16 protein-coding genes, 2 tRNA genes and 1 pseudogene are annotated in these 18,759 nt (G+C 65.2%); 7 read left to right on the top strand and 12 right to left on the bottom strand.

The annotated features are described in order from the left end of the window. A partial coding sequence (locus HZZ16_RS22090; RefSeq protein WP_197951652.1) for a transposase family protein occupies positions 1-192 on the bottom strand: 192 nt, incomplete at its 3' end. Between the two features lie 236 nt (positions 193-428). On the opposite strand from HZZ16_RS22090, the gene HZZ16_RS22085 reads away from it, so the two are divergent. Continuing rightward, positions 429-2,558, top strand: coding sequence for a tetratricopeptide repeat protein (locus HZZ16_RS22085; RefSeq protein WP_197951650.1), 2,130 nt, complete (start codon positions 429-431; stop codon positions 2,556-2,558). 152 nt (positions 2,559-2,710) lie between these two features. Here the strand turns inward: HZZ16_RS22085 and HZZ16_RS22080 are convergent, their stop codons facing one another. After that, the gene (locus tag HZZ16_RS22080) at positions 2,711-2,998 is read right to left on the bottom strand and encodes an usg protein (RefSeq protein WP_024340798.1); all 288 of its coding nucleotides are present in this window, start codon (positions 2,996-2,998) and stop codon (positions 2,711-2,713) included. Positions 2,999-3,398: 400 nt separating this feature from the next. On the opposite strand from HZZ16_RS22080, the gene HZZ16_RS22075 reads away from it, so the two are divergent. Together HZZ16_RS22075 and groL are read left to right on the top strand one after the other, a co-directional pair. Further along, positions 3,399-3,713 (top strand): co-chaperone GroES, encoded by a 315-nt coding sequence (locus HZZ16_RS22075; protein ID WP_197951648.1) that lies wholly within the window; start codon positions 3,399-3,401, stop codon positions 3,711-3,713. Positions 3,714-3,761: 48 nt separating this feature from the next. Beyond that, positions 3,762-5,402 carry a chaperonin GroEL gene (groL, locus tag HZZ16_RS22070; protein WP_197951646.1) on the top strand — a complete coding sequence of 547 codons (1,641 nt, stop codon included), beginning with the start codon at positions 3,762-3,764 and terminating at the stop codon, positions 5,400-5,402. Between the two features lie 343 nt (positions 5,403-5,745). Here groL and lepB read toward each other — a convergent pair whose 3' ends face one another. The 5 genes from lepB to HZZ16_RS22045 form a co-directional block, all read right to left on the bottom strand. Then, a complete protein-coding gene (gene lepB, locus HZZ16_RS22065; RefSeq protein ID WP_197951644.1) occupies positions 5,746-6,492 on the bottom strand; it encodes a signal peptidase I in 747 nt (248 codons plus the stop codon). A 159-nt stretch (positions 6,493-6,651) separates the two neighbouring features. Then, positions 6,652-7,815, bottom strand: coding sequence for a slipin family protein (locus tag HZZ16_RS22060; RefSeq protein ID WP_197951642.1), 1,164 nt, complete (start codon positions 7,813-7,815; stop codon positions 6,652-6,654). 335 nt (positions 7,816-8,150) lie between these two features. Continuing rightward, positions 8,151-8,216: transfer RNA gene (locus HZZ16_RS22055), tRNA-Lys, on the bottom strand. Positions 8,217-8,220: 4 nt separating this feature from the next. Continuing rightward, positions 8,221-8,290: transfer RNA gene (locus HZZ16_RS22050), tRNA-Phe, on the bottom strand. 194 nt (positions 8,291-8,484) lie between these two features. Beyond that, a complete protein-coding gene (locus HZZ16_RS22045; RefSeq protein ID WP_197951640.1) occupies positions 8,485-9,324 on the bottom strand; it encodes a LysR family transcriptional regulator in 840 nt (279 codons plus the stop codon). A gap of 127 nt (positions 9,325-9,451) precedes the next feature. On the opposite strand from HZZ16_RS22045, the gene HZZ16_RS22040 reads away from it, so the two are divergent. Then, positions 9,452-10,045, top strand: a complete 594-nt coding sequence (locus HZZ16_RS22040) for a cysteine hydrolase family protein (RefSeq protein ID WP_197951638.1) — start codon at positions 9,452-9,454, stop codon at positions 10,043-10,045. A 13-nt stretch (positions 10,046-10,058) separates the two neighbouring features. Further along, complete coding sequence (locus HZZ16_RS22035) at positions 10,059-10,688, top strand: glutathione S-transferase N-terminal domain-containing protein (protein WP_197951636.1); 630 nt, start codon at positions 10,059-10,061, stop codon at positions 10,686-10,688. Between the two features lie 7 nt (positions 10,689-10,695). Here HZZ16_RS22035 and HZZ16_RS22030 read toward each other — a convergent pair whose 3' ends face one another. After that, complete coding sequence (locus HZZ16_RS22030) at positions 10,696-11,775, bottom strand: DUF2778 domain-containing protein (RefSeq protein ID WP_197951634.1); 1,080 nt, start codon at positions 11,773-11,775, stop codon at positions 10,696-10,698. A 664-nt stretch (positions 11,776-12,439) separates the two neighbouring features. Here HZZ16_RS22030 and HZZ16_RS22025 point away from each other — a divergent pair. Both HZZ16_RS22025 and HZZ16_RS22020 read left to right on the top strand, forming a co-directional pair. Then, a complete protein-coding gene (locus tag HZZ16_RS22025; protein ID WP_197951631.1) occupies positions 12,440-12,964 on the top strand; it encodes a FecR domain-containing protein in 525 nt (174 codons plus the stop codon). 57 nt (positions 12,965-13,021) lie between these two features. Then, complete coding sequence (locus HZZ16_RS22020; protein ID WP_197951629.1) at positions 13,022-14,911, top strand: CHASE2 domain-containing protein; 1,890 nt, start codon at positions 13,022-13,024, stop codon at positions 14,909-14,911. Positions 14,912-15,098: 187 nt separating this feature from the next. Here HZZ16_RS22020 and HZZ16_RS22015 read toward each other — a convergent pair whose 3' ends face one another. The 4 genes and pseudogenes from HZZ16_RS22015 to HZZ16_RS22000 form a co-directional block, all read right to left on the bottom strand. Further along, positions 15,099-16,601, bottom strand: coding sequence for a glycosyltransferase family 39 protein (locus HZZ16_RS22015; protein WP_197951627.1), 1,503 nt, complete (start codon positions 16,599-16,601; stop codon positions 15,099-15,101). A gap of 6 nt (positions 16,602-16,607) precedes the next feature. After that, a complete protein-coding gene (locus tag HZZ16_RS22010) occupies positions 16,608-17,735 on the bottom strand; it encodes a glycosyltransferase family 2 protein (RefSeq protein ID WP_197951614.1) in 1,128 nt (375 codons plus the stop codon). 241 nt (positions 17,736-17,976) lie between these two features. Next, a complete protein-coding gene (locus HZZ16_RS22005; protein ID WP_197951611.1) occupies positions 17,977-18,180 on the bottom strand; it encodes a hypothetical protein in 204 nt (67 codons plus the stop codon). 141 nt (positions 18,181-18,321) lie between these two features. Then, positions 18,322-18,701, bottom strand: a pseudogene (locus HZZ16_RS22000) (hypothetical protein). Positions 18,702-18,759: the final 58 nt, after the last annotated feature.

The following is an 18,759-nucleotide window of genomic DNA, read 5'->3' as shown; positions in this document are numbered from 1 at the left end:
TCCATGCTTAAGCACCAGCACGTCCTGCCAAAGATAAGCCTTCAGCCGCGCAAACAGCGCCATGTCGGTGCAACTCGTCGCTCCGCACAACGTGGCCATCAGGGCGATGAACAAGAGCTCCGTCAGATCGTGCAGCGCATTGTCCGCACGTGGGTCGGGCAGGTCTTCGAAGCACTCCGAAAATCGATCCATGGGTCGCTCCTTCCAACTCCAGGAGCCACCTTCAGAATCGATTTCTCTCCAAATCGCAATGCCTTAGGATCACATGCGATTCCCCTGCCCTCCAGGGGAGGGTAAGAGGCTGAGGCCAGTCACGCGATCACCGCATCGATCGTAGCTTGCCCCAAGCTGTCGTGGCGAGCGGCCGTCGTCTCGTCTTCGTTCTCGCGCTGAACTAGTCTCGCCGGGAGATCCGGGGGAATTGATTCATGGGCAGCAACGTCGGTCAGCGTGCATTTCAGAATGCCCGGCTTCAGAAGCGGCAAAAGGCCGACGTGCTGCCCTTGCTCGGGCAAGCGCTCGAGTTGCACAAGAAGGGGCGCCTCTCCGAAGCCAAGGCTGCTTATCGCCAGCTCCTGCAGATCGCGCCCAATCAGTTCATCGCGCTGCATATGCTTGGCGTCCTGGAGTCCGATGCCAAGAACTATCAGCAGGCCGAGATCCTGCTGAGCCAGGCGATTGCCGCGGATCCGCGATCGGCCGAAGCCCATATGAGCCTGGGCGTCGCGCTGAACGGGCTGAAACGTCACGCTGAGGCGCGCGAGAGTTATCGCAACGCCCTCGCCTTGCGGCCCAACTACGCCCTCGCCCTCTCCAACCTCGGGAACGCGAGCGCGGCCCTCGATCACTACCAGGAAGCACTCGACAGCTACGATCGGGCGCTCGCCATCGACGCAAACCTTGCCGAAGCCCACAACGGCCGCGGCTCTGCGCTCTGCCGTCTGCGCAACTACGACGCGGCTCTCGCAAGCCTGAACCGCGCGCTCGCGATAAAGCCCGACTACGCGGCGGCGCTGGCGAACCGCGCCGTTGCCTTGCGGGAGCTGCAGCGATTTGACGAGGCCATGGCGGATTGCAATCGGGCAGTCGCGCTAGCCCCTGACGACGTGAACGGATGGCTCTGGCGCGCCAATGTCTTGCTCCAGACCCAGCAGTTGGCCCGGGCACTATCCGATTGCGAAAAGGCGCTCGCGATCGCGCCCGATTCCGATCAGGCTCACCTGGTGCTGGGCCTTTGTCTTGCCGGACTCGGCCGGGTCGACGACGCCCTCGCCAGTTTCGACAGAGCCCTCGATATCAGGCCCGACCTCGAGAGCGCGATCTCCAGCAAGATCTTCACGCTCGATTTCGTGCCGGACGCCAGCGTCGAGCGGCATCAGCAGGCGCGACGCTTATGGTGGGAGCGGATCGGCGCGAAAATCGCTTCCGAAGCGGCGGCACCGCATGACATCAGCCGCGATCCGCTTCGCCGCCTGGTGCTTGGCTACGTCTCGTCGGACTTCAACGCGCATTCGGCCGCGTTCATTTTCAAGCCCGTCCTGCAACACCAAGATCGGGCCCAGTTCGAGATCGTGTGCTATTCGTGCTCGGCGAAAGTGGACGCGACGACACGCGAGTTTCAAGCCATCGCCGATCGCTGGCGCGACGCCTCGCAATGGAGCGACGATCGCCTCGCCGCCCAAATTCGCGCCGATCGCATCGATATCCTGATAGATCTGTCCGGCCACACCAAAGGAAACCGCCTCGGGGTATTTGCGCGCAAGCCGGCACCGGTCCAGGCGCACGGTTGGGGCCACGGCACCGGCACCGGGTTGCCGACGATCGACTATCTGTTCTCGGATCCGGTCGGGATTCCGCACGAGGTTCGGCATCTGTTTGCAGAGACGGTGGTCGACCTGCCGTGCTTCGTGACGCTGGCCCCGCTTCCAGCCGGGATTGCACGGGCCGGGACGCCGGCTCTCTCGAACGGCTTCGTCACCTTCGGCGTCTTCAACCGCATCAGCAAGATCTCGGATCAGGCCGCGGCAGTCTGGTCTAGGATTCTCGAACGGGTGCCGGGCTCGCGACTGCTGATCAAGGACGTTGCGCTCGACGATCAAATGGTCCGCGATAAGCTGCTGGCGCGATTTGCGGCCTGCCGATTGCCGGCCGAACGCGTCGGTCTGCTCGGAGCCACCTTGCGGGACGAGCATCTGGCATCGTTCAATCGCATCGATATTGCCCTCGACCCGTTCCCGCAGAACGGCGGCGTCAGCACATGGGAAGCCCTGCAGATGGGCGTGCCCGTGGTGGCGAAGCTCGGCAACAGCCTGCCCGGCCGCGCTGCCGGCGCCATCCTCACCGCACTTGGCCTGCCGGACTGGGTCGCCGACAGCGAGGAGGCCTATGTCGAGATTGCGGCCAGCCGTGCGGCCGAGATCGGCGAGCTCGACACGTTGCGCTGCGAGTTGCCTGGGCGCATCAACGCCACGGCCGCGGGCAACCCGATCTCATATGCACGAGCGGTGGACGAGGCCTATCGCGCGATGTGGAGGCGCTATTGCCGTGGCGGCGTCTGATTGCGTGATCTCGTAGGGTGGATTAGCCGAAGGCGTAATCCACCAATTCTGTTTCGGCACGCGGAGAGAAACGAGGTGGATTACGCCAGCGACAGCGCTTCGCGCCGCCGCGGGCTAATCCACCCTACGCGGCTACGACACCGGTGTTCGCCTCAATGCAGGCGGAACACGCCGTCGACGGCGCGGAGCTCGGCCGGCTTGATCAGCTTGGAATGCGCCACCGTGACCGAATGGAGGGGGCCGTCGAGCTTCTCCTGCCAAAACGCCAGGAAGTCCTTCAGGGCCGGAAATTTCGGAAACATGTCGTAGTTCTGCCAGACATAGGTCTGGAGCAGCGAGGGATGATCCGGCATCCGATAGAGAATTTGTGCCGTCGTCAGCCCATAGCCCAGCATCTGCTTCCGGAAATCGTCGGAAACACCCCCAACGCGCAGTCCCATGCCAAACCTCCTTTGCAGGAGCGCATGCGGCGAGTGGCTTGTCCGTGCCCCGGGGAGCCACCCGGAAACGATGCGCTCACAGACGAGAAATGTGACGCAAACTGACAACTCATCTCAAGCCCAAAAGTTTAACAAGCTGTTGAAATTCAATGCTTTAGCAGCAGACACGACTCCGTGCTAATACGGTCACCCAAGGGGCCTCGAAGAGGCCTCCAAGGCTGGTTAACGATGGCAAGTGGTTTCTGGCAGTCCACGCTTTCGGCTGCTAATTTTCCTGCTACAAACCCTTGCCCCCGCAAAATTCCTGTCCTATTTCAGCGTCGCTCGTGCTAGCACTCGCGGGCAACGACTGCTAACAATCTCCAAATCCTCAACTCGTGCAAATGTTTAGGAGGACTGCATGAAATTCCGTCCGCTTCACGACCGCGTCGTGGTCAAGCGCATCGACGCAGAAGAGAAGACCGCTGGCGGCATCATCATTCCCGACACTGCCAAGGAAAAGCCCTCCCAGGGCGAAGTCGTCGCCATTGGCCCCGGTGGCCGCGACGAAGCTGGCAAGCTGATCCCGATCGACCTCAAGGTCGGCGACCGCGTGCTGTTCGGCAAGTGGTCCGGCACCGAGGTCAAGATCGACGGCCAGGACCTGCTGATCATGAAGGAGAGCGACGTGATGGGCGTTCTCGAAGTCAGCGAGTCCAAGAAGAAGGCGGCTTAAGAGCCCCTCTCCTTCCCTCCAGTCAAACTCACCTAAGGAAAACTCCAGATGGCAGCCAAAGAAGTCAAATTCTCGGTTGAAGCGCGCGACAAGATGCTGCGCGGCGTCGACATTCTCGCCAACGCGGTGAAGGTTACGCTCGGCCCGAAGGGCCGCAACGTCGTGCTCGACAAGTCGTTCGGCGCTCCCCGCATCACCAAGGACGGCGTCACCGTCGCCAAGGAGATCGAGCTCGACGACAAGTTCGAAAACATGGGCGCGCAGATGGTGCGCGAAGTCGCCTCCAAGTCCGCTGACGCGGCGGGCGACGGCACCACCACCGCCACCGTGCTCGCGGCCGCGATCGTGAAGGAAGGCGCCAAGTCGGTCGCTGCCGGCATGAACCCGATGGACCTGAAGCGCGGCATCGACCTCGCGGTCGAAGCCGTCGTGGCTGACCTCGAGAAGAACTCGAAGAAGGTTACCTCGAACGACGAGATCGCCCAGGTCGGCACCATCTCGGCCAACGGCGATGCCGAGATCGGCAAGTTCCTCTCCGACGCCATGAAGAAGGTCGGCAACGAGGGCGTCATCACCGTCGAGGAAGCCAAGTCGCTCGAGACCGAGCTCGACGTGGTCGAGGGCATGCAGTTCGACCGCGGCTACATCTCGCCCTACTTCGTCACCAACGCCGACAAGATGCGCGTTGAGATGGACGACGCCTACATCCTCATCAACGAGAAGAAGCTCTCCTCGCTGAACGAGCTGCTGCCGCTGCTCGAAGCCGTGGTGCAGACCGGCAAGCCGCTGGTCATCGTCGCCGAGGACGTCGAAGGCGAAGCCCTCGCCACCCTCGTCGTGAACCGCCTGCGTGGCGGCCTGAAGGTCGCGGCCGTCAAGGCTCCGGGCTTCGGCGATCGCCGCAAGGCCATGCTGCAGGACATCGCGATCCTGACCGGCGGACAGGCGATCTCGGAAGATCTCGGCATCAAGCTCGAGAATGTCACGCTCAACATGCTCGGTCGCGCCAAGAAGGTGATGATCGACAAGGAGAACACCACGATCGTCAACGGCGCCGGCAAGAAGGCCGACATCGAGGCGCGCGTGGCCCAGATCAAGGCGCAGATCGAGGAGACCACCTCGGACTACGACCGTGAGAAGCTCCAGGAGCGTCTCGCCAAGCTCGCCGGCGGCGTCGCGGTGATCCGCGTCGGCGGCGCGACCGAGGTCGAGGTGAAGGAGCGCAAGGATCGCGTTGATGACGCGATGCACGCGACCCGCGCGGCCGTGGAAGAAGGCATCGTTCCGGGCGGCGGCGTCGCCCTGCTCCGTGCCTCCGAGCAGCTCAAGGGCCTGCGCACCAAGAACGACGACCAGAAGACCGGCGTCGAGATCGTGCGCAAGGCGCTGTCGGCCCCCGCTCGCCAGATCGCGATCAACGCCGGTGAAGACGGCTCGGTGATCGTCGGCAAGATCCTGGAGAACAAGACCTACAATTACGGCTTCGACTCCCAGACCGGCGAATATGCCGACCTCGTCAAGAAGGGCATCATCGACCCGACCAAGGTGGTCCGCACCGCGATCCAGAACGCTGCCTCCGTGGCCGCGCTCCTGATCACCACGGAAGCCATGGTCGCCGAGCTGCCCAAGAAGGGCGGCGCCGGCCCCGCGATGCCTCCGGGCGGCGGCATGGGCGGCATGGACTTCTGATCCAGCCGTTCAGGCACGATACGAATGCGAAACCCCGGCAGCGATGCCGGGGTTTTTGTTTTGGGCCCCGTTCTCTCCACCCGTCATTCCGGCCCGGCGCTCCGCGCGCCTCGGAATGACGGCCTAGGGCGGAATGGCTTTAGGTCGAATCGATGCCGCGGGCTCGTGCAACCTCTCCCGCTTGCGGGAGAGGTCGCGCCGAAGGCGCGGGTGAGGGTTTTCTCCTCTAGGGGATTGTCCCATTGCGGAAACACCCTCTCCCCAACCCTCTCCCGCAAGCGGGAGAGGGAGCGCACCTCCCGTCTTCGCAGCGATCGAGCCTCAATTCATGGCGCTTTAGGCCTCACTCCACCTTCCCGATCCGCTCGAAGCGCGGCTCGCCGTCTTCGTCGAGGGACCAGAAGATCCGCGTCACCTTGCCGATGAGATTGTCCATCGGCACGAAGCCGAACGTCGACAGCATGCGGCTGTCGGTGGAATTGTCGCGGTTGTCGCCGAGTACGAAGATGTGGCCCGGCGGCACCGTGAAGACGTTGGTGTTGTCGAGATAGCCTTCGTCGAGGCAGTCATAGGTCACATAGGACGCGCCGCTCGGCAGCGTCTCGCGCCAGCGCTTGACCGCCGCACGGTCGTCGACACCGCAGGCGTCGCCGGCAGGTGTCGCCTCGAGGGCGACGCGGGTCACCGGGCGGTCGTTGAGGATGAGCCGGCCCTGCCGCATTTGGATGCGGTCTCCGGGCAGGCCGACGACGCGCTTGACGTAGTCGACAGAACTGTCCTTCGCCGTCCGGAATACCACGATATCCCCATATTCGGGATCGGCGGCGAGGATGCGGCCCGAGATCCAGGACGACGCGAAAGGGAGTGAATAGCGGCCATACCCGTAGGAGTATTTCGCGGCGAAGACGTAGTCGCCGACCATCAGCGCCGGTGTCATCGAACCGGACGGAATGTTGAACGGCTGATACAGGACGAAGCGAAACAGGATCACCGGCGACCACAGCACCGGGATCATGAGGACCAGGACGACGATCGCCTTCCAGTCGCTGGATCGCGCTACGGGGCGGATCGATTCCTGAAGAACGCTCATGTGCCTTCCCTGATCAAGACGTTGCGACCCCAAGATGACGCAACCTGCGAGCGCGCTCAATCCCCGACGAACTCAAATTGGTCGCATCTCGCGCCGGTCGCGTTCATCGCAAAGGCAGCAACGCCGATGTGAAGGGCCGCCCATGGGCGGCCCTTCGGTTCATGTGCTCTCGGGCGCCTTCAGGCGCACGAGCCGGGTTAGCAGGGCATCGAGGCCCTGGCCGTCGCCGGCATGGAGGTCGATGCGGCCGACCTTCTCGACCAGCCGCTCCAGCGACTCCAGCTCCTTGAGCCGCAGCAGCAGGGGGTTCTCCTCCATCAGGCGGGCGGTGTTCAGGAGCGAACGCGTCGCCGCGGTCTCCTCCTGCCGGCGGATCAGGTTCGCCTTCGCGACCCGCTCCGCCTCCACCACCTTGTTCACCAGCTCCCGGATCTCGCCGGGCAGGATCACGTCCTTGACGCCGAGCTCGGTGACCTCCACGCCGGACTCTGCGAGGCGTGCGCGCACGTAGTCGCGCAGCTCCGCATCCAGCGCCACCTTCGCAGACAGCACCTCGTCCAGCGTCCGGCTAGCTACCGCCTCGCGGATCGCGAACTGCACCAGGCGGTACAGCCACGCATCCACGTCGGGCACGGTCGCAACCGTGCGCTCGGGATCGACGATCCGGCGGAACGCCGTCAGCGTCACCCGCAGCGCGATGCGGTCCTTGGTCAGCATCTCCTGCGCGGTGATCTCGACTGCCTGGGGCCGCAGGTCGAGGCGCTTCACCTCGATCTTGCGGCCGACGGTCCAGAAGGCGTGCCGGCCGGGCGCGAGCCGCTCCACGAGCCGGCCCTCGACGTAGAGCAGGCCCGCCTCGTGGTTCTCGACCACCGTCTCCGACGTCACGGCCGAACGGTTGCGCTCGATCATGGCCAGATGCCGCGCGCTGACCTTGGGATCAGCGGACACATCGATGCGCTCGACATCGATGCGCGTTGCAACTTTCCAGTAGACGCGCACCTGCCAGGGCGTCATCAGATGCACGGGCCGGCCGTCGAGGCTGACGATGGCGATCTCGTCCGCCTTGGTCTCGACCGCCTCGAACAGCTCGGCGGCCAGATCAGGCCGCGCGGCCTTCAGCACCGCGTAGCGCTCCGCAGGAAATTCGCTGCGGACCACGTCGAGCACCTCGGCCTTCAGCTCGTGCAGGGGATCGAACAGGCGATGCTTGCCGGGCGCGAGCACGCGCACGAGCTGCCCGTTGCGCGTCAGCAACGCACGCTCGCCATCCTTCACCGTCACGTTCAGCATCAGCAAGCGCCAGCCCTTGTTCAAAGTCATGGCACGCCTCCTTCATTTGCGCCCGGCCGGATGCCGGACGACAGGTTTCGTTTGCAAAGGACGTGAGGACGCGGACGACGCTTCCTGAAAAATCGGCGGGCCGGGGCTTGAGCTTGCATGACGACGGGCGCACGCGCGCGATCGCGCGAGACGTATCGCGCGGCCGTGTGGAGCCACCCGGCATCAGCGCAAGCGGTATCTACCCGCGGCGCAAAGCCGGTCTCACAGTGTCGTTGTTCGGACGAAAGCCTTGTCGGCAATACGGCCGGACGGCGACTGAAGCGCGCGTCCGGTCCCCTTCAGAGGTATCAGCTTTTCAGGCTGAAACGGAGCGCTGGAGCGGGATTCGAACCCGCGACAGGATGAGTAAAAGTCATCTGCTCTACCAAACTGAGCTATCCTTTGTGCAAGAGACCGGAATCGAACCGATGCCTTCGGGTGTTCAACCCGACGCTCTCCATGAGCTACGTCCTGCGTTTCTCCTTCATTCGGCGGAACACGAAACCGGAAGACCGGCCCGCGCCAGTCGGGATCTCAGCGAGCCCGAACCCATGGCCTAGCGAAGGACGGCGCTAATAGACCAGGCACGTTCGGGTTGCAAGGGGGCGGCTGAAGTTTTTTCGTCGCAGCTTGCGCGGCGTGGCGCGATGATCGCGGCGATATGCGACATCAATTGCGCGAAATGTCCTGGAAGCACGCCCTCACCCAGTCGATCGTCACGCGTGTCGCCGGATCGCGCTTGAGGTGGTTCTGCACGAGCAGCCAGACGTCGCGGCGCTTCGGCAACAGGGTGGCGCGCAGGCTGCGGTCGGCGAGCAGGGAAGCGCAGCTGTGCTCGGGCAGCACGCCGATGGCCTGATGCGACTGGATCATGGTACGGATGATGCGGATATTGTCGGTGATGCAGCGCACATTCGTCAGCCGCTTCGCACGCAAGAACTGCGCTTCCGGAATCGCGTCGAGCTCGTCCGGGTAGACGCACGCAACCGGCTCGCTGCCGCCGCGGTCCGCGGGCTCGAAGAAGTACAGCCTGACGTCGCCGAGCTTGGAGATCGTGAAGTCCCCCTTCTCCGGCTTGCGCAGGCGGATGGCGAGATCGGCCTGCCAGCGCGAGAACTTGACGTTGCCGCTCGCGGTGAGGAATTGCAGCGTCAGCCCGGGATGATCGCGCAGGAAGCTGCTCGCATGCGGCGCCAGCAGCTCTTCGGCGACGGCATTGGTCGAGGCGATGCGCAGCCGCCCGATCGGGCCGGCCTGGCTCTCCTTGATGCGCTCGATCGCCGCCGCATGCGCGGCCATCGCACCGACATGCGCGAGCACCGCCTCGCACTGGCGCGTCGGCCGCCGCATGCCGTCCACCGCATCGAACAGCGGCACGCCGAGATCGCGCTGGATGCGCGCGAGCCTGCGGCCGACGGTGGTCTCGTCGATGCGCAGCCGCGCGCTGGCGCCGGCATAGGTGCCCTCGTCCCTGACCGCGGCGATGATGCGCAGATCGTCCCAGTTCATCGGGCGAGCTTAGCAGGCGCCGCCGCTGCCTGCAAATTCGCAGCCAATAGCTGCAATAGTCCTGCACAATGGCAGGCTGCTGCTGCGCTAGTGTCGAAGCATCCGACACTCACGAAAGCCTGACAGCATGACCGCTCCGAAGACGCTGCTCGAACTCGCCGGCGCCGATCTCAATCCGCCCAAGCTCAACGAGACCTGCCTCGTTCTGATCGACATCCAGAACGAATATTGCGCCGGCCCGCTCGCCCTGCCCGATGCGCAAGCGGCGATCGCAGCGGCTGCGCGCCTGCTGGCGCGCGCACGGGACAGCGGAGCTGCGATCTTCCACGTCGCGCACAAGGGCCGCGCCGGCGGCCTGTTCGACCGCGAGGCGGCGCGCGGCGCGATCGTCCAGCGCCTGACGCCGCTCGCGACCGAGCCCGTGATCGAGAAGGCGCTGCCGAATGCCTTTGCCGGCACCGACCTGCAGGCCCGGCTGACCGCGACCGGGCGCAAGAACATCGTGCTCGCGGGTTTCATGACGCATATGTGCGTGTCTTCAACCGCGCGCGCCGCGCTCGATCTCGGCCTGCGCACGACGATCGCGGCCGACGCCTGCGCCACGCGCGATCTTCCCGATGGGCGCGGCGGCGCGCTGCCGGCGAGAATGATCCACGAGGTCGCGCTGGCCGAATTGTCGGACCGCTTCGCGATCATCGCGCAGAGCGATGCGCTGAGCTAAGGGAGACCTTGCGATGCTGCAGCTCTATTTCTTTCCGATGGCCTGCTCGCTCTCGAGCCGCATCGCGCTGCTGGAGGCCGGGATCGAGGCGCGGTATCACCTCGCCCATATCTGGACCAAGCGGCTCGTGGACGACGGCAGCGATTTCCGCGACGTGTCACCGAAGGGCGCGGTGCCGGTCCTGGTGCTGGAGAACGGCGAGCGGCTGACGGAGAGCGCAGCCGTGCTGCAATACATCGCCGATGCGAAGCCGGAGGCACGCCTTGCGCCGCGGCCTGGCGACATCGATCGCTATCGCCTGCAGGAATGGCTGAGCTTCGTCGGCGCCGAGATCCACAAGGCGTTCCTGTTTCCAACCTTCTGGTACAAGGACGACGGCTCGCTGGCCAAGCCGCGCGCGCGGATCATGCAGACCTTGTCGGTGCCGGCAGCGCACCTGGCAGGCCGCGAATTCCTCGTCGGCAACGCCTTCACCGTGGCAGATGCCCATCTCACCTGGACCTTGCTGCTGCTCCGTCCCGCAGGGATCGACATCACGCAATGGCCGCCGCTCGCGGCCTATCTCGAACGCATGCAGGCGCGGCCCGCGGTGAAAGCAGCGATCGCGACCGAGATGGCACTGCGCAAGACCGTTGCGGCCTGAGCTTGCCTCACTCCACCCGCGCCAGCACCGCGAGCTTGCGGATGCCCTTGTTGCGGTAGGCGTCGAGGAACGCGTAATAGTCCTTGAACGACACGCAGCCGTTGGAATCGCCGCCCGCCCCGAGCATGAAGGTGTGAGCGAGCAGGCCGTCGCGGCCGTAGATCGCGCTCTCGCCGCCGATCGGGGTGAGGCGCAGCGCCGGCACGCCGTGGAACAGCGCCTCGCGCGGCTTCAGCGTATAGATGTGCGGCGGCGTCACGCCGCGCATGCGCAGGCGGCGGGAGTCCGGATCGTCGCGGTTGGCGCCGAGGCCGGAATGCGCCTCCAGCCTGGTGCCGTCGGGCAGATACACCATCTTGGCCGTGATGTCGTAGACCGCGGTGTCCCGCTCATAAGGCGGAGCGCCGCCGAACATCGGGTTCTGCTCCTTCGGGGCGATGGACGCAGTGATGCTGGCATCGGCCGAGGCGTAGGCGAGCAGCCCGCCGGACGCTTCGCGCTTGCCCCAGAGCTTTTCCACCATCGACTGGCGCGGAGCGGTGATCGACATCACCGCGGCCTTGGCTCGATCGGCGAAGGATTTCGGTTTCGCTTCGGGCGCCGGCACGATCTCGGCAGGATCAGCCGAGGCGAGTTGCAGCTGGGCAGCCGGCGCGCGCTTGGTCTTGTCCGCGGTGTTATCGGCGCTCCTGGCTGCCGGCTTCAGCGCTTCCGCGACCTTCGCGATCACGCCCTGCTTCGGGGCGTCCTTGGCCGCCGCAACAACCTGCGTTGCGGGTGTGGCGCTTGCGGCATTCGACGGCACGCCTTGCGTTGCGGCCGCGGCAAAGCGCTCGTTGAACATCTCGCGCGAGATCGGAGCTGCGACCTGGAGGCGGTCGGGCAGCAGCGCGAAGGTTTCCTTGATGGCCTCGCCGGCCTCGCGCAGCGCCACCCTGGGCGCGCGCTTGATCACCGGCTCGTCGTAGCCGGCGCTGCCGACCGTCGGATAGACGCTCGCGCCGAAGATGTTGCTGTGGATGGTCCAGCCGGCGCCCATCACGACGCAGCAGATCGCCGCGACGCCAAGCCAACTGGTCGTGGTCATTTTCCGGGAAGGTTTCCGCGAATTGGTCTTGGAGAAATTCTTGGACTTCCGTGCCGCGTTACTCTGCGCAGCGATACTCGTACTCATTCGCCTTGCGTCCAGGACGGTGTCACTCAGTCCCCCTTCGAAGTGCCGCTGGTCACGATCCGGGAACAGCGTCTCGCAGAGGGTCGGAGCGTCATTAAGGCGACTTTTAGTTAAATGCGGATTAAGTTCGGGCGGATCTGGGGCAACGCGTTAACGCTGTCCCGTTTTGAGAAAAAAGTCCGCAGAACTACGGACTTAGTGGGGTCTGTTAACTATAATTCTCGGCCGGTTCAGCACGCTCTGCGGACATCGCCGGCCACATCCATGACGCATTCAAGAACGTCATTTTCGTGGTCCTCGACTGCCCCTGAACGTAACGCGCCAGCGTTGCGCGAGGCTGGTGGAGGACACTTCCGATAGGCCTCGTCGACCGGCCGGGCGGCAACGGCGCATGCATGATGCGCTGAGCGACATCACGCGGCACGGCGCCGTGACTGAAAGTTGATCGCGTCGGTTCTGGACATCGCCGCCGCGAGAAAATAGCTCCCACCTCGGCACTTTTCGGCAGCCTCTGTGTGTGATACGGTACCGTATCATCCTGCCCTGAGCTGTGCCGAGCACGCAAACGGAGGCTGGCATGAGAGGGATCGCGCGCGCAGGGTTTTTCGCCCTGGCGGGGTCGTTTCTGTTGATCCAGTCTGCGGCTGCGCAGCCTGCGGCGAATGCGGGCTGCACGGCAGCGCCGTCGGCTGCCGGGACGCAGACCTGGCGCTGCGACAACGGCATTACCATCGTTGCGGAAAACGGCGCCAGATTTGAACTTAAGGACGCCAACCGCGACGGACGTATAGACGCCGTGGAGTTGAGCAGCAAAGCGCTGCTGATCGAGGTGCCCAAGAAGCCGCGCGGCAATCCCTTCAAGGTGCTGACGCCGCAAGCGATTGCTGCGGTGCGCGGCACGAAATGGGCGGTCGACGTGGCCGACGCCAAGACGTCCGTGTTTGTCGCCGACGGCCGGGTCGGCGTGAGCCGCAGGGCTGGTGGACGCGGCGTCGTGCTCGGACCCGGTGAAGGCGTCGATGTCGAGGCAACCGGCCCGTTGACCGTCAAGACCTGGGGCCAGCCGCGCGTCGACGCGCTCATGGCCAGGCTCGGGCAATAAGGCTGGTCAAGACGGCTCGACCCTCGAAATTTGAATAACAGTAGATTGCAAGACCGCATGCGCAGCCGACGCGTTCAGATCCTGGTGGCACTCGTCCTCACCGCGCTGTGGGGCGCGGGCATCTATGCCATGCACGCCCACGGCCACCTGCGCTTTCTGGACCGCCTCGAAGCCACGCTGACGGATTGGCGAACGCAGGCCCGCGGCGTGCGGCGTCCGCCGGATTTCGTCACCATCGTCGCGATCGACGACACCGTCGTGAAGCGCGGCGGCACCTATCCCCTGCCGCGCGCCGATCTCGCCCGCGTCGTCGACACCATCGTGCAGTTCAAGCCGAAGGTCGTCGCGATCGACCTGCTGCTGGTCGACCGTAGCGCCGCGATCGGCGATGCGACGCTGGCCAACACGCTGGCCACGGGCCGCATGGTGCTTGCCGCCGCGGCGATCTTCCCCTCCGCCAGCGAAACCGTGGCTCCCAGCAGCGAAGGTCCCCTGGCCGTACTGCCCGAGGCCGAGCGCTTCCTGCAGCCATTGCCGGCATTCGCCGATCACGCCGAGGTCGGCATCGTCAACGTCGCGACAGGACAATCAGGCTCGCCGCTCGCGGTGCCGATGCTGTTCCGGACCCGCGACAAGGTCGAGCTGTCGTTTCCGTTGCGCGTCGCGGCCCGCGCGCTCGACGAGCCGCTGACCGTCGCGCCGGACCACCTCAAGCTCGGCGATCGCGTGGTGCCGACCGACAGCAATCTGGCATTGCCGATCACCTATTACGGCCCGCGCCGCACCATCCGCACCGTCAGCGCACAGAGCATCTTCGACGGCACGCTCGATCGCGCGGCGATCGAGAACCGGATCGTCGTGATTGGCGCCTCCGTCGCCGGCGGCGGCGACTTCTATCCGACGCCGTTCGATTCCCTGATGCCCGGCGTCGAGGTGGTCTCGACCGCGATCACGCATCTCCTCGCCGGCGACGCCATCTTGCGTGACCAGAGGGTGCGCATTGCCGACGCGCTCACGGCGATCCTGCTCCCGGTACTGCTGGTGGGCCTGCTCGCCTGGCGGCGCATCGCGCTTGGCACCATGGCGGCGGCCGCGGTGATGATCGCCTGGGCCGGGCTCAATTTGTTCGCGTTCACGCACGGTGTCTGGCTGAACGCCGCGACCACGCTCGCAGCCGCCGTGCCGCCGGTTGCGGTCTTTGCCGGCGTGCAGCTGTGGGCCGGAGGCCGCCGCACGCAATATTTCGCCGCCCGGAGCAGGTCGCTTGCGCAATTCCAGGCTCCGGCGCTGCGGGATTGGCTGTCACGAGATCCGAACTTCCTGTCGAAGCCGGTGCGGCAGGATGCAGCCGTGGTGTTCGTCGATCTCTCCGGTTTCACCGGCTTGAGCGAGCGGATCGATCCGGACGAGCTCACGGATATTCTGAAGGCGTTCCATGCGCTGATCGACCGGATCGCGATCGATTGCGGCGGCATGATCGCTGGCTTTCTCGGCGACGGCGCCATGATCCTGTTCGGGCTGCCGCGCGCGATGCCCGACGATTCGGCGCGCGCGCTGAAATGCGCGGTCGATCTGCACCGCGACCTGGCACGCTGGATCGCATCGCTGCCGCCGGCGATCGCAGGTCAGCTCGGCTTCAAGATCGGCGCGCATTACGGCCCCATCGTCGCCTCGCGGCTCGGCGAAAGCCATCAGCACATCACGGCGACAGGCGACACCGTCAACGTCGCAAGCCGGCTGATGGAGATCGCCGCGCAGAACGATGCGCGGCTCGCGCTGAGCGACACGCTGCTGGATGCGGCCGACTTCCAGGGCGCGCCCGACGGCGTTCTGTCCGGCCCCCTGCTCGCCCAGGTCCGCGGCCGTTCCGGCGTCGTGACCGTCTGGTTCTGGCGCGATCGGGATGGGCCGGGCCAGGATGCCGACAAGGCCGAGATGATGCGCTAAGTAGCCATTGCTGTCTCCAACACTAGCTCGTCGTCTCCGCGAAGGCGGGGACCCATACCGCGTGATCTATCGATGAGCGCAGGTGGCCGTACCGACTGAAGTAGCGTCCACGAACAGTCTTCGCCAAACTTCTCCCTGGGGGTATGGGTCCCCGCCTTCGCGGGGACGACGGCGGAGTGTGAGGCCGCTACCGCGCTTCCGGTGGCGGCGAGCGGTCCAGCACCTCGCCCTTGGCGCCTTCCAGCAGGTCGATGCCGTAGGTTTCGACCACGAGCGGCCCGCGCTTGCGCTGCAATTGCGCGATCTGCGTCACCTTTGCAAAGAGAGCGTTGAGGACGGGATGACCGTCTGCGCGCAGCTCGTCGACATAGAGCAGCTTGCCGGCGAGCAGCTTGGGATCGGGCTCAGCCATGTTGACCCAGCGGATGCGCTGGCTTTGCTGCGCGACGCAGGTGCCGCGCGGCAGATAGAATGCGAGCCAGCTCGTGGTGCCGTAATCCTGGGCCAGCACACAGGTAGCGCCACTGCGCACGAGCGCCGCCTCGATCTCGGCCGCGAGCTCGCGCCAGCCGACGCCGACGCTGCGCACGGTGGCATCGCGGCGATATCCGGACAACCAGCCGGTATTGGCCTGCACGATCAAGGCTGCAAACATGACGATACCCACGGGCGCGGCCCAGCGCAGGCAGAATTCGACGAGGCGCCGCTGGCGCGGCTTCCATTGCGCGAGGTTGGCAGCGGCGGCCGCGGCAATCACGAACGGCGGATACACCGGCGCGAACCAGTTGGCCTCGACGCGCGCATGCAGCGAATGCCAGACGAAATAGGCGACGATGGTCCAGAACATCGCCTCGATCAGCACGCGTGAGGCCAGCGCGCCGGCACGCTGCCAGGTCAGCGCGTGCAAGCCCATCGCGCCGAGGATGAAGACCAGCGGCGTGGCGAACGCGATCTGGGTCGGGACCAGCTCGGCGATGAAGACGGGGCGGAAGTCCTCGATCCTGGCGCGGCCGAGCTGCTTTGCGAACGAGACCCATTGATGGTCCGCATTCCAGAGTATCACGGGCGAGAACAGCGCGAGCGCGACGAGGCCGCCGAGATAGGGCCAGGGCGAGAGAAACCAGCGCCGGAGTTTTGGCACGAATGCGAGCCAGATCAGGATCGCCGGCCCGAAGAACATCGCGGTGTATTTGGACAGCAGCGCCGCGCCGACCGCCACGCCGACCGCGAGCCACCAGGCGCCCCGACCGGTCTCCAGCACCTTGGCGAGGAAGAACAGCACGAAGCTGGAGGCGACCAGCAGCGGCGCATCGGGCGTGACGATCAGCGTACCGACGGAAGCCAGCAGCGTCACGTTGAGCAGGATGGCGCTGGTCGCAGCCACGCGCGCGCCGCCGAACAGGATCGCGGCTGAGCGATAGACCGCATAGCTCATCGGCAGTGCCAGCAGGATCGAGACGAGGCGGACGCCGAGTTCGGTGTCGCCCGCGATCATGGTGCCGGCGCGGATCACATAGGCGACCATGGGCGGGTGGTCGTAATAGCCCCCGGCGAGGCTCTTCGACCACATCCAGTAATAGGCTTCGTCGAACGTGATCGGCGTGAACGCGGCTGCGACGAGCCGCAATCCCACCAGCGCGAGAATCAGCAGCGCGGTATTGCGGACGATCCGCGCGTCAGCTCCGCCCATATCGCGCTATCTCTTGCGCCAGACGAACAATCCGGACATCGCGTAGTTCCACACCACGCCCATCAGCGCGCCCGCTAGGCCGGCCAGCCACCAGATCGGCTCCTGGTCGTAGACCGAGAAGGCGACGCCGACATTGGCGAGCAGGCCGACGCTGCACACGATGTAGAAGGCGATCAGACCGCGCAGCAGCGCAAAGCCTTTCAGCCGCTGGTCGCGATAGGTGAGGAAGTTGTTGAGGATGAAATTGCTGGTCATGGCGACGACGGCGCCGGCGGCCTGCGCCTCCGCGAACGGCGCCTTGAACAGCTGAAGCGCGATGAACAGCGTGGTCAGGTGCACCACGAGGCCGATGCCGCCGACCATCGCGAACAGAATGAAGCGCAGCGAGACGATATCGTTGGTCAGCTTGGCGAAGACGAGTCCCAGGAAGTCGAGCGCGACCATGGAATCGAGCTTGCTCTCGCCGTGCTGGCGGGCGCCGAAGGTGTAGGGAATCTCGACCGCCCGCAAGCTGCCGTGCGCGGTCGCGACGATGTCGAGCAGGATCTTGAAGCCGTGCACGGAGAGCTTCGGCGCGAGCTGCTCGAAACGGTCGCGGCGGACCATGAAGAAGCCGCTCATGGGATCGGCAATCTCGACCCGCAGCATCTTCTTGGCGACCTCGGTGGCGAGCGCGCTGGCGCCGGCGCGCTGCTTGTTGAAACCTTCGCTCTTGTAACCCTCGATGTAGCGGCTGCCGACGACGAGGTCGGCCTGATCGCTCGCGAGCAAGAGCAGCATCTTGGGCAGCTGCGTCTCGTCGTGCTGGAGGTCGGCATCGATCACGGCCACGTAGGGCGCGCTGGAGGCAAGGATGCCCTCGATGCAGGCGCCCGACAGGCCGCGGCGGCCGATGCGGCGGACGCAGCGCACGCGGCTGTCGCGCTGCGCCAGCTCGCGCACGACATCCCAGGTGCCGTCGGGCGAATTGTCATCAACAAACACGACTTCCCAGGCGACGTTGGCGAGTGTCGCCTCGAGCCGCCGGTAGAGCACGGTGACGTTGTCGCGCTCGTTGAAAGTCGGGACGATGACCGACAGTTCCGGCCCCTCTTGAGCCCGGTTGTCGATGCCCGGTCTGATCGCTTCATTCATGACGGCAGCGTATATCCGCCGCATCCTGCGCTGCCAACCCGGGGTTCTGGGGGAAGGGCCGAAAAGGGGCCTAAAATGCCAACGACCCCGGAACGGCTGGCCGCGCGTACATCCGGCGCAAGCCTTAAGCTATTCCAAGGTCGTCCCAACGACGGAGATCTTTTACGCTCAACGTCGCCGTTAGCAGCAAAATGGGGACGGCAAAGGCGTTCCGCAAGGGGCGGAAACCGATTTTCATGCCCTATTGGTTGGGCACTTCCCGGATGACCGGCCCGCGCGGCGCGGGCGCGACCGGGGCTGCGGGCGCGGCCGCAGCAGCCGGCTCGGCCTTCGCCGGCTTGGGCGGCTTGCCGTACTGGCCGATCGGCCCGAACACGACGGCAACCGCAAGGACGACCGCCGCGACGATCGCCCCCAGAATGCCACCCACCGACTCAGACGACATGAAAGTTCCTGCTCCAGATGTGGCGAGTGATACCATGGATGGGCGCGCGGCCGGAAGTCCCCGGGGCGAATTGCGAATGGCGAGTAGCGAATGGGGAAGATTGTCTTCCCGCCCTATTCGCTACTCGCCATTCGCCACTCGCTACTTCTGAGGCGGCCGGTGCTTGACGAAGGCCATCACGATGTCCTTCTGCGCCGCCTTCACCCCCTGTTCGCGGTGGCGAGATGAGCGCCGGCATCGATATCAGGATATTGCGTGGTGAGATAATCGAGCAACGTCACCCGGTAATATTGCCGCTCCGATGGACAGGCTCCGGCAACCGAGCGGCCGAAATCCTGCTCCGACAGGCCCTGATTGGACTCCCGCGAATATTCCCGCGCGAGGCAATGCCAGTAATCGTCGCGGCCCTGCTGAGCGAGCTTCTGCGCGCCCTTCGCGTCGTCGTCATCTGCCACGGCAGAACCTGTCATGGCGGCAGATGTCATCATGACGAGTGCGACTCCCACCAGCACCATCCGCATCTTGTTCTCCTTTTTCGCGGGCCCGCCGCGAGCTTAGACCGGGCCGGCCAACTGGCCA

Source organism: Bradyrhizobium glycinis, assembly GCF_016031655.1.
In the GTDB taxonomy this organism is placed as follows: domain Bacteria; phylum Pseudomonadota; class Alphaproteobacteria; order Rhizobiales; family Xanthobacteraceae; genus Bradyrhizobium; species Bradyrhizobium glycinis.
The sequence above is the reverse complement of the archived record's forward strand: the minus strand, read 5'-3'. Positions and strand labels throughout refer to the sequence as shown.

What these genes read in the sequence shown, in the direction of transcription:
- HZZ16_RS22020 (WP_197951629.1), top strand. Translation starts at nt 13,022, where the DNA reads ATGCGCAGCCGACGCGTTCAGATCCTGGTGGCACTCGTCCTCACCGCG.
- HZZ16_RS22085 (WP_197951650.1), top strand. Translation starts at nt 429, where the DNA reads ATGGGCAGCAACGTCGGTCAGCGTGCATTTCAGAATGCCCGGCTTCAG.
- HZZ16_RS22005 (WP_197951611.1), bottom strand. Translation starts at nt 18,180, where the DNA reads ATGTCGTCTGAGTCGGTGGGTGGCATTCTGGGGGCGATCGTCGCGGCG.
- HZZ16_RS22060 (WP_197951642.1), bottom strand. Translation starts at nt 7,815, where the DNA reads ATGACTTTGAACAAGGGCTGGCGCTTGCTGATGCTGAACGTGACGGTG.
- HZZ16_RS22015 (WP_197951627.1), bottom strand. Translation starts at nt 16,601, where the DNA reads ATGGGCGGAGCTGACGCGCGGATCGTCCGCAATACCGCGCTGCTGATT.
- HZZ16_RS22040 (WP_197951638.1), top strand. Translation starts at nt 9,452, where the DNA reads ATGACCGCTCCGAAGACGCTGCTCGAACTCGCCGGCGCCGATCTCAAT.
- groL (WP_197951646.1), top strand. Translation starts at nt 3,762, where the DNA reads ATGGCAGCCAAAGAAGTCAAATTCTCGGTTGAAGCGCGCGACAAGATG.
- HZZ16_RS22045 (WP_197951640.1), bottom strand. Translation starts at nt 9,324, where the DNA reads ATGAACTGGGACGATCTGCGCATCATCGCCGCGGTCAGGGACGAGGGC.
- HZZ16_RS22080 (WP_024340798.1), bottom strand. Translation starts at nt 2,998, where the DNA reads ATGGGACTGCGCGTTGGGGGTGTTTCCGACGATTTCCGGAAGCAGATG.
- HZZ16_RS22025 (WP_197951631.1), top strand. Translation starts at nt 12,440, where the DNA reads ATGAGAGGGATCGCGCGCGCAGGGTTTTTCGCCCTGGCGGGGTCGTTT.
- HZZ16_RS22030 (WP_197951634.1), bottom strand. Translation starts at nt 11,775, where the DNA reads ATGACCACGACCAGTTGGCTTGGCGTCGCGGCGATCTGCTGCGTCGTG.
- lepB (WP_197951644.1), bottom strand. Translation starts at nt 6,492, where the DNA reads ATGAGCGTTCTTCAGGAATCGATCCGCCCCGTAGCGCGATCCAGCGAC.
- HZZ16_RS22035 (WP_197951636.1), top strand. Translation starts at nt 10,059, where the DNA reads ATGCTGCAGCTCTATTTCTTTCCGATGGCCTGCTCGCTCTCGAGCCGC.
- HZZ16_RS22010 (WP_197951614.1), bottom strand. Translation starts at nt 17,735, where the DNA reads ATGAATGAAGCGATCAGACCGGGCATCGACAACCGGGCTCAAGAGGGG.
- HZZ16_RS22075 (WP_197951648.1), top strand. Translation starts at nt 3,399, where the DNA reads ATGAAATTCCGTCCGCTTCACGACCGCGTCGTGGTCAAGCGCATCGAC.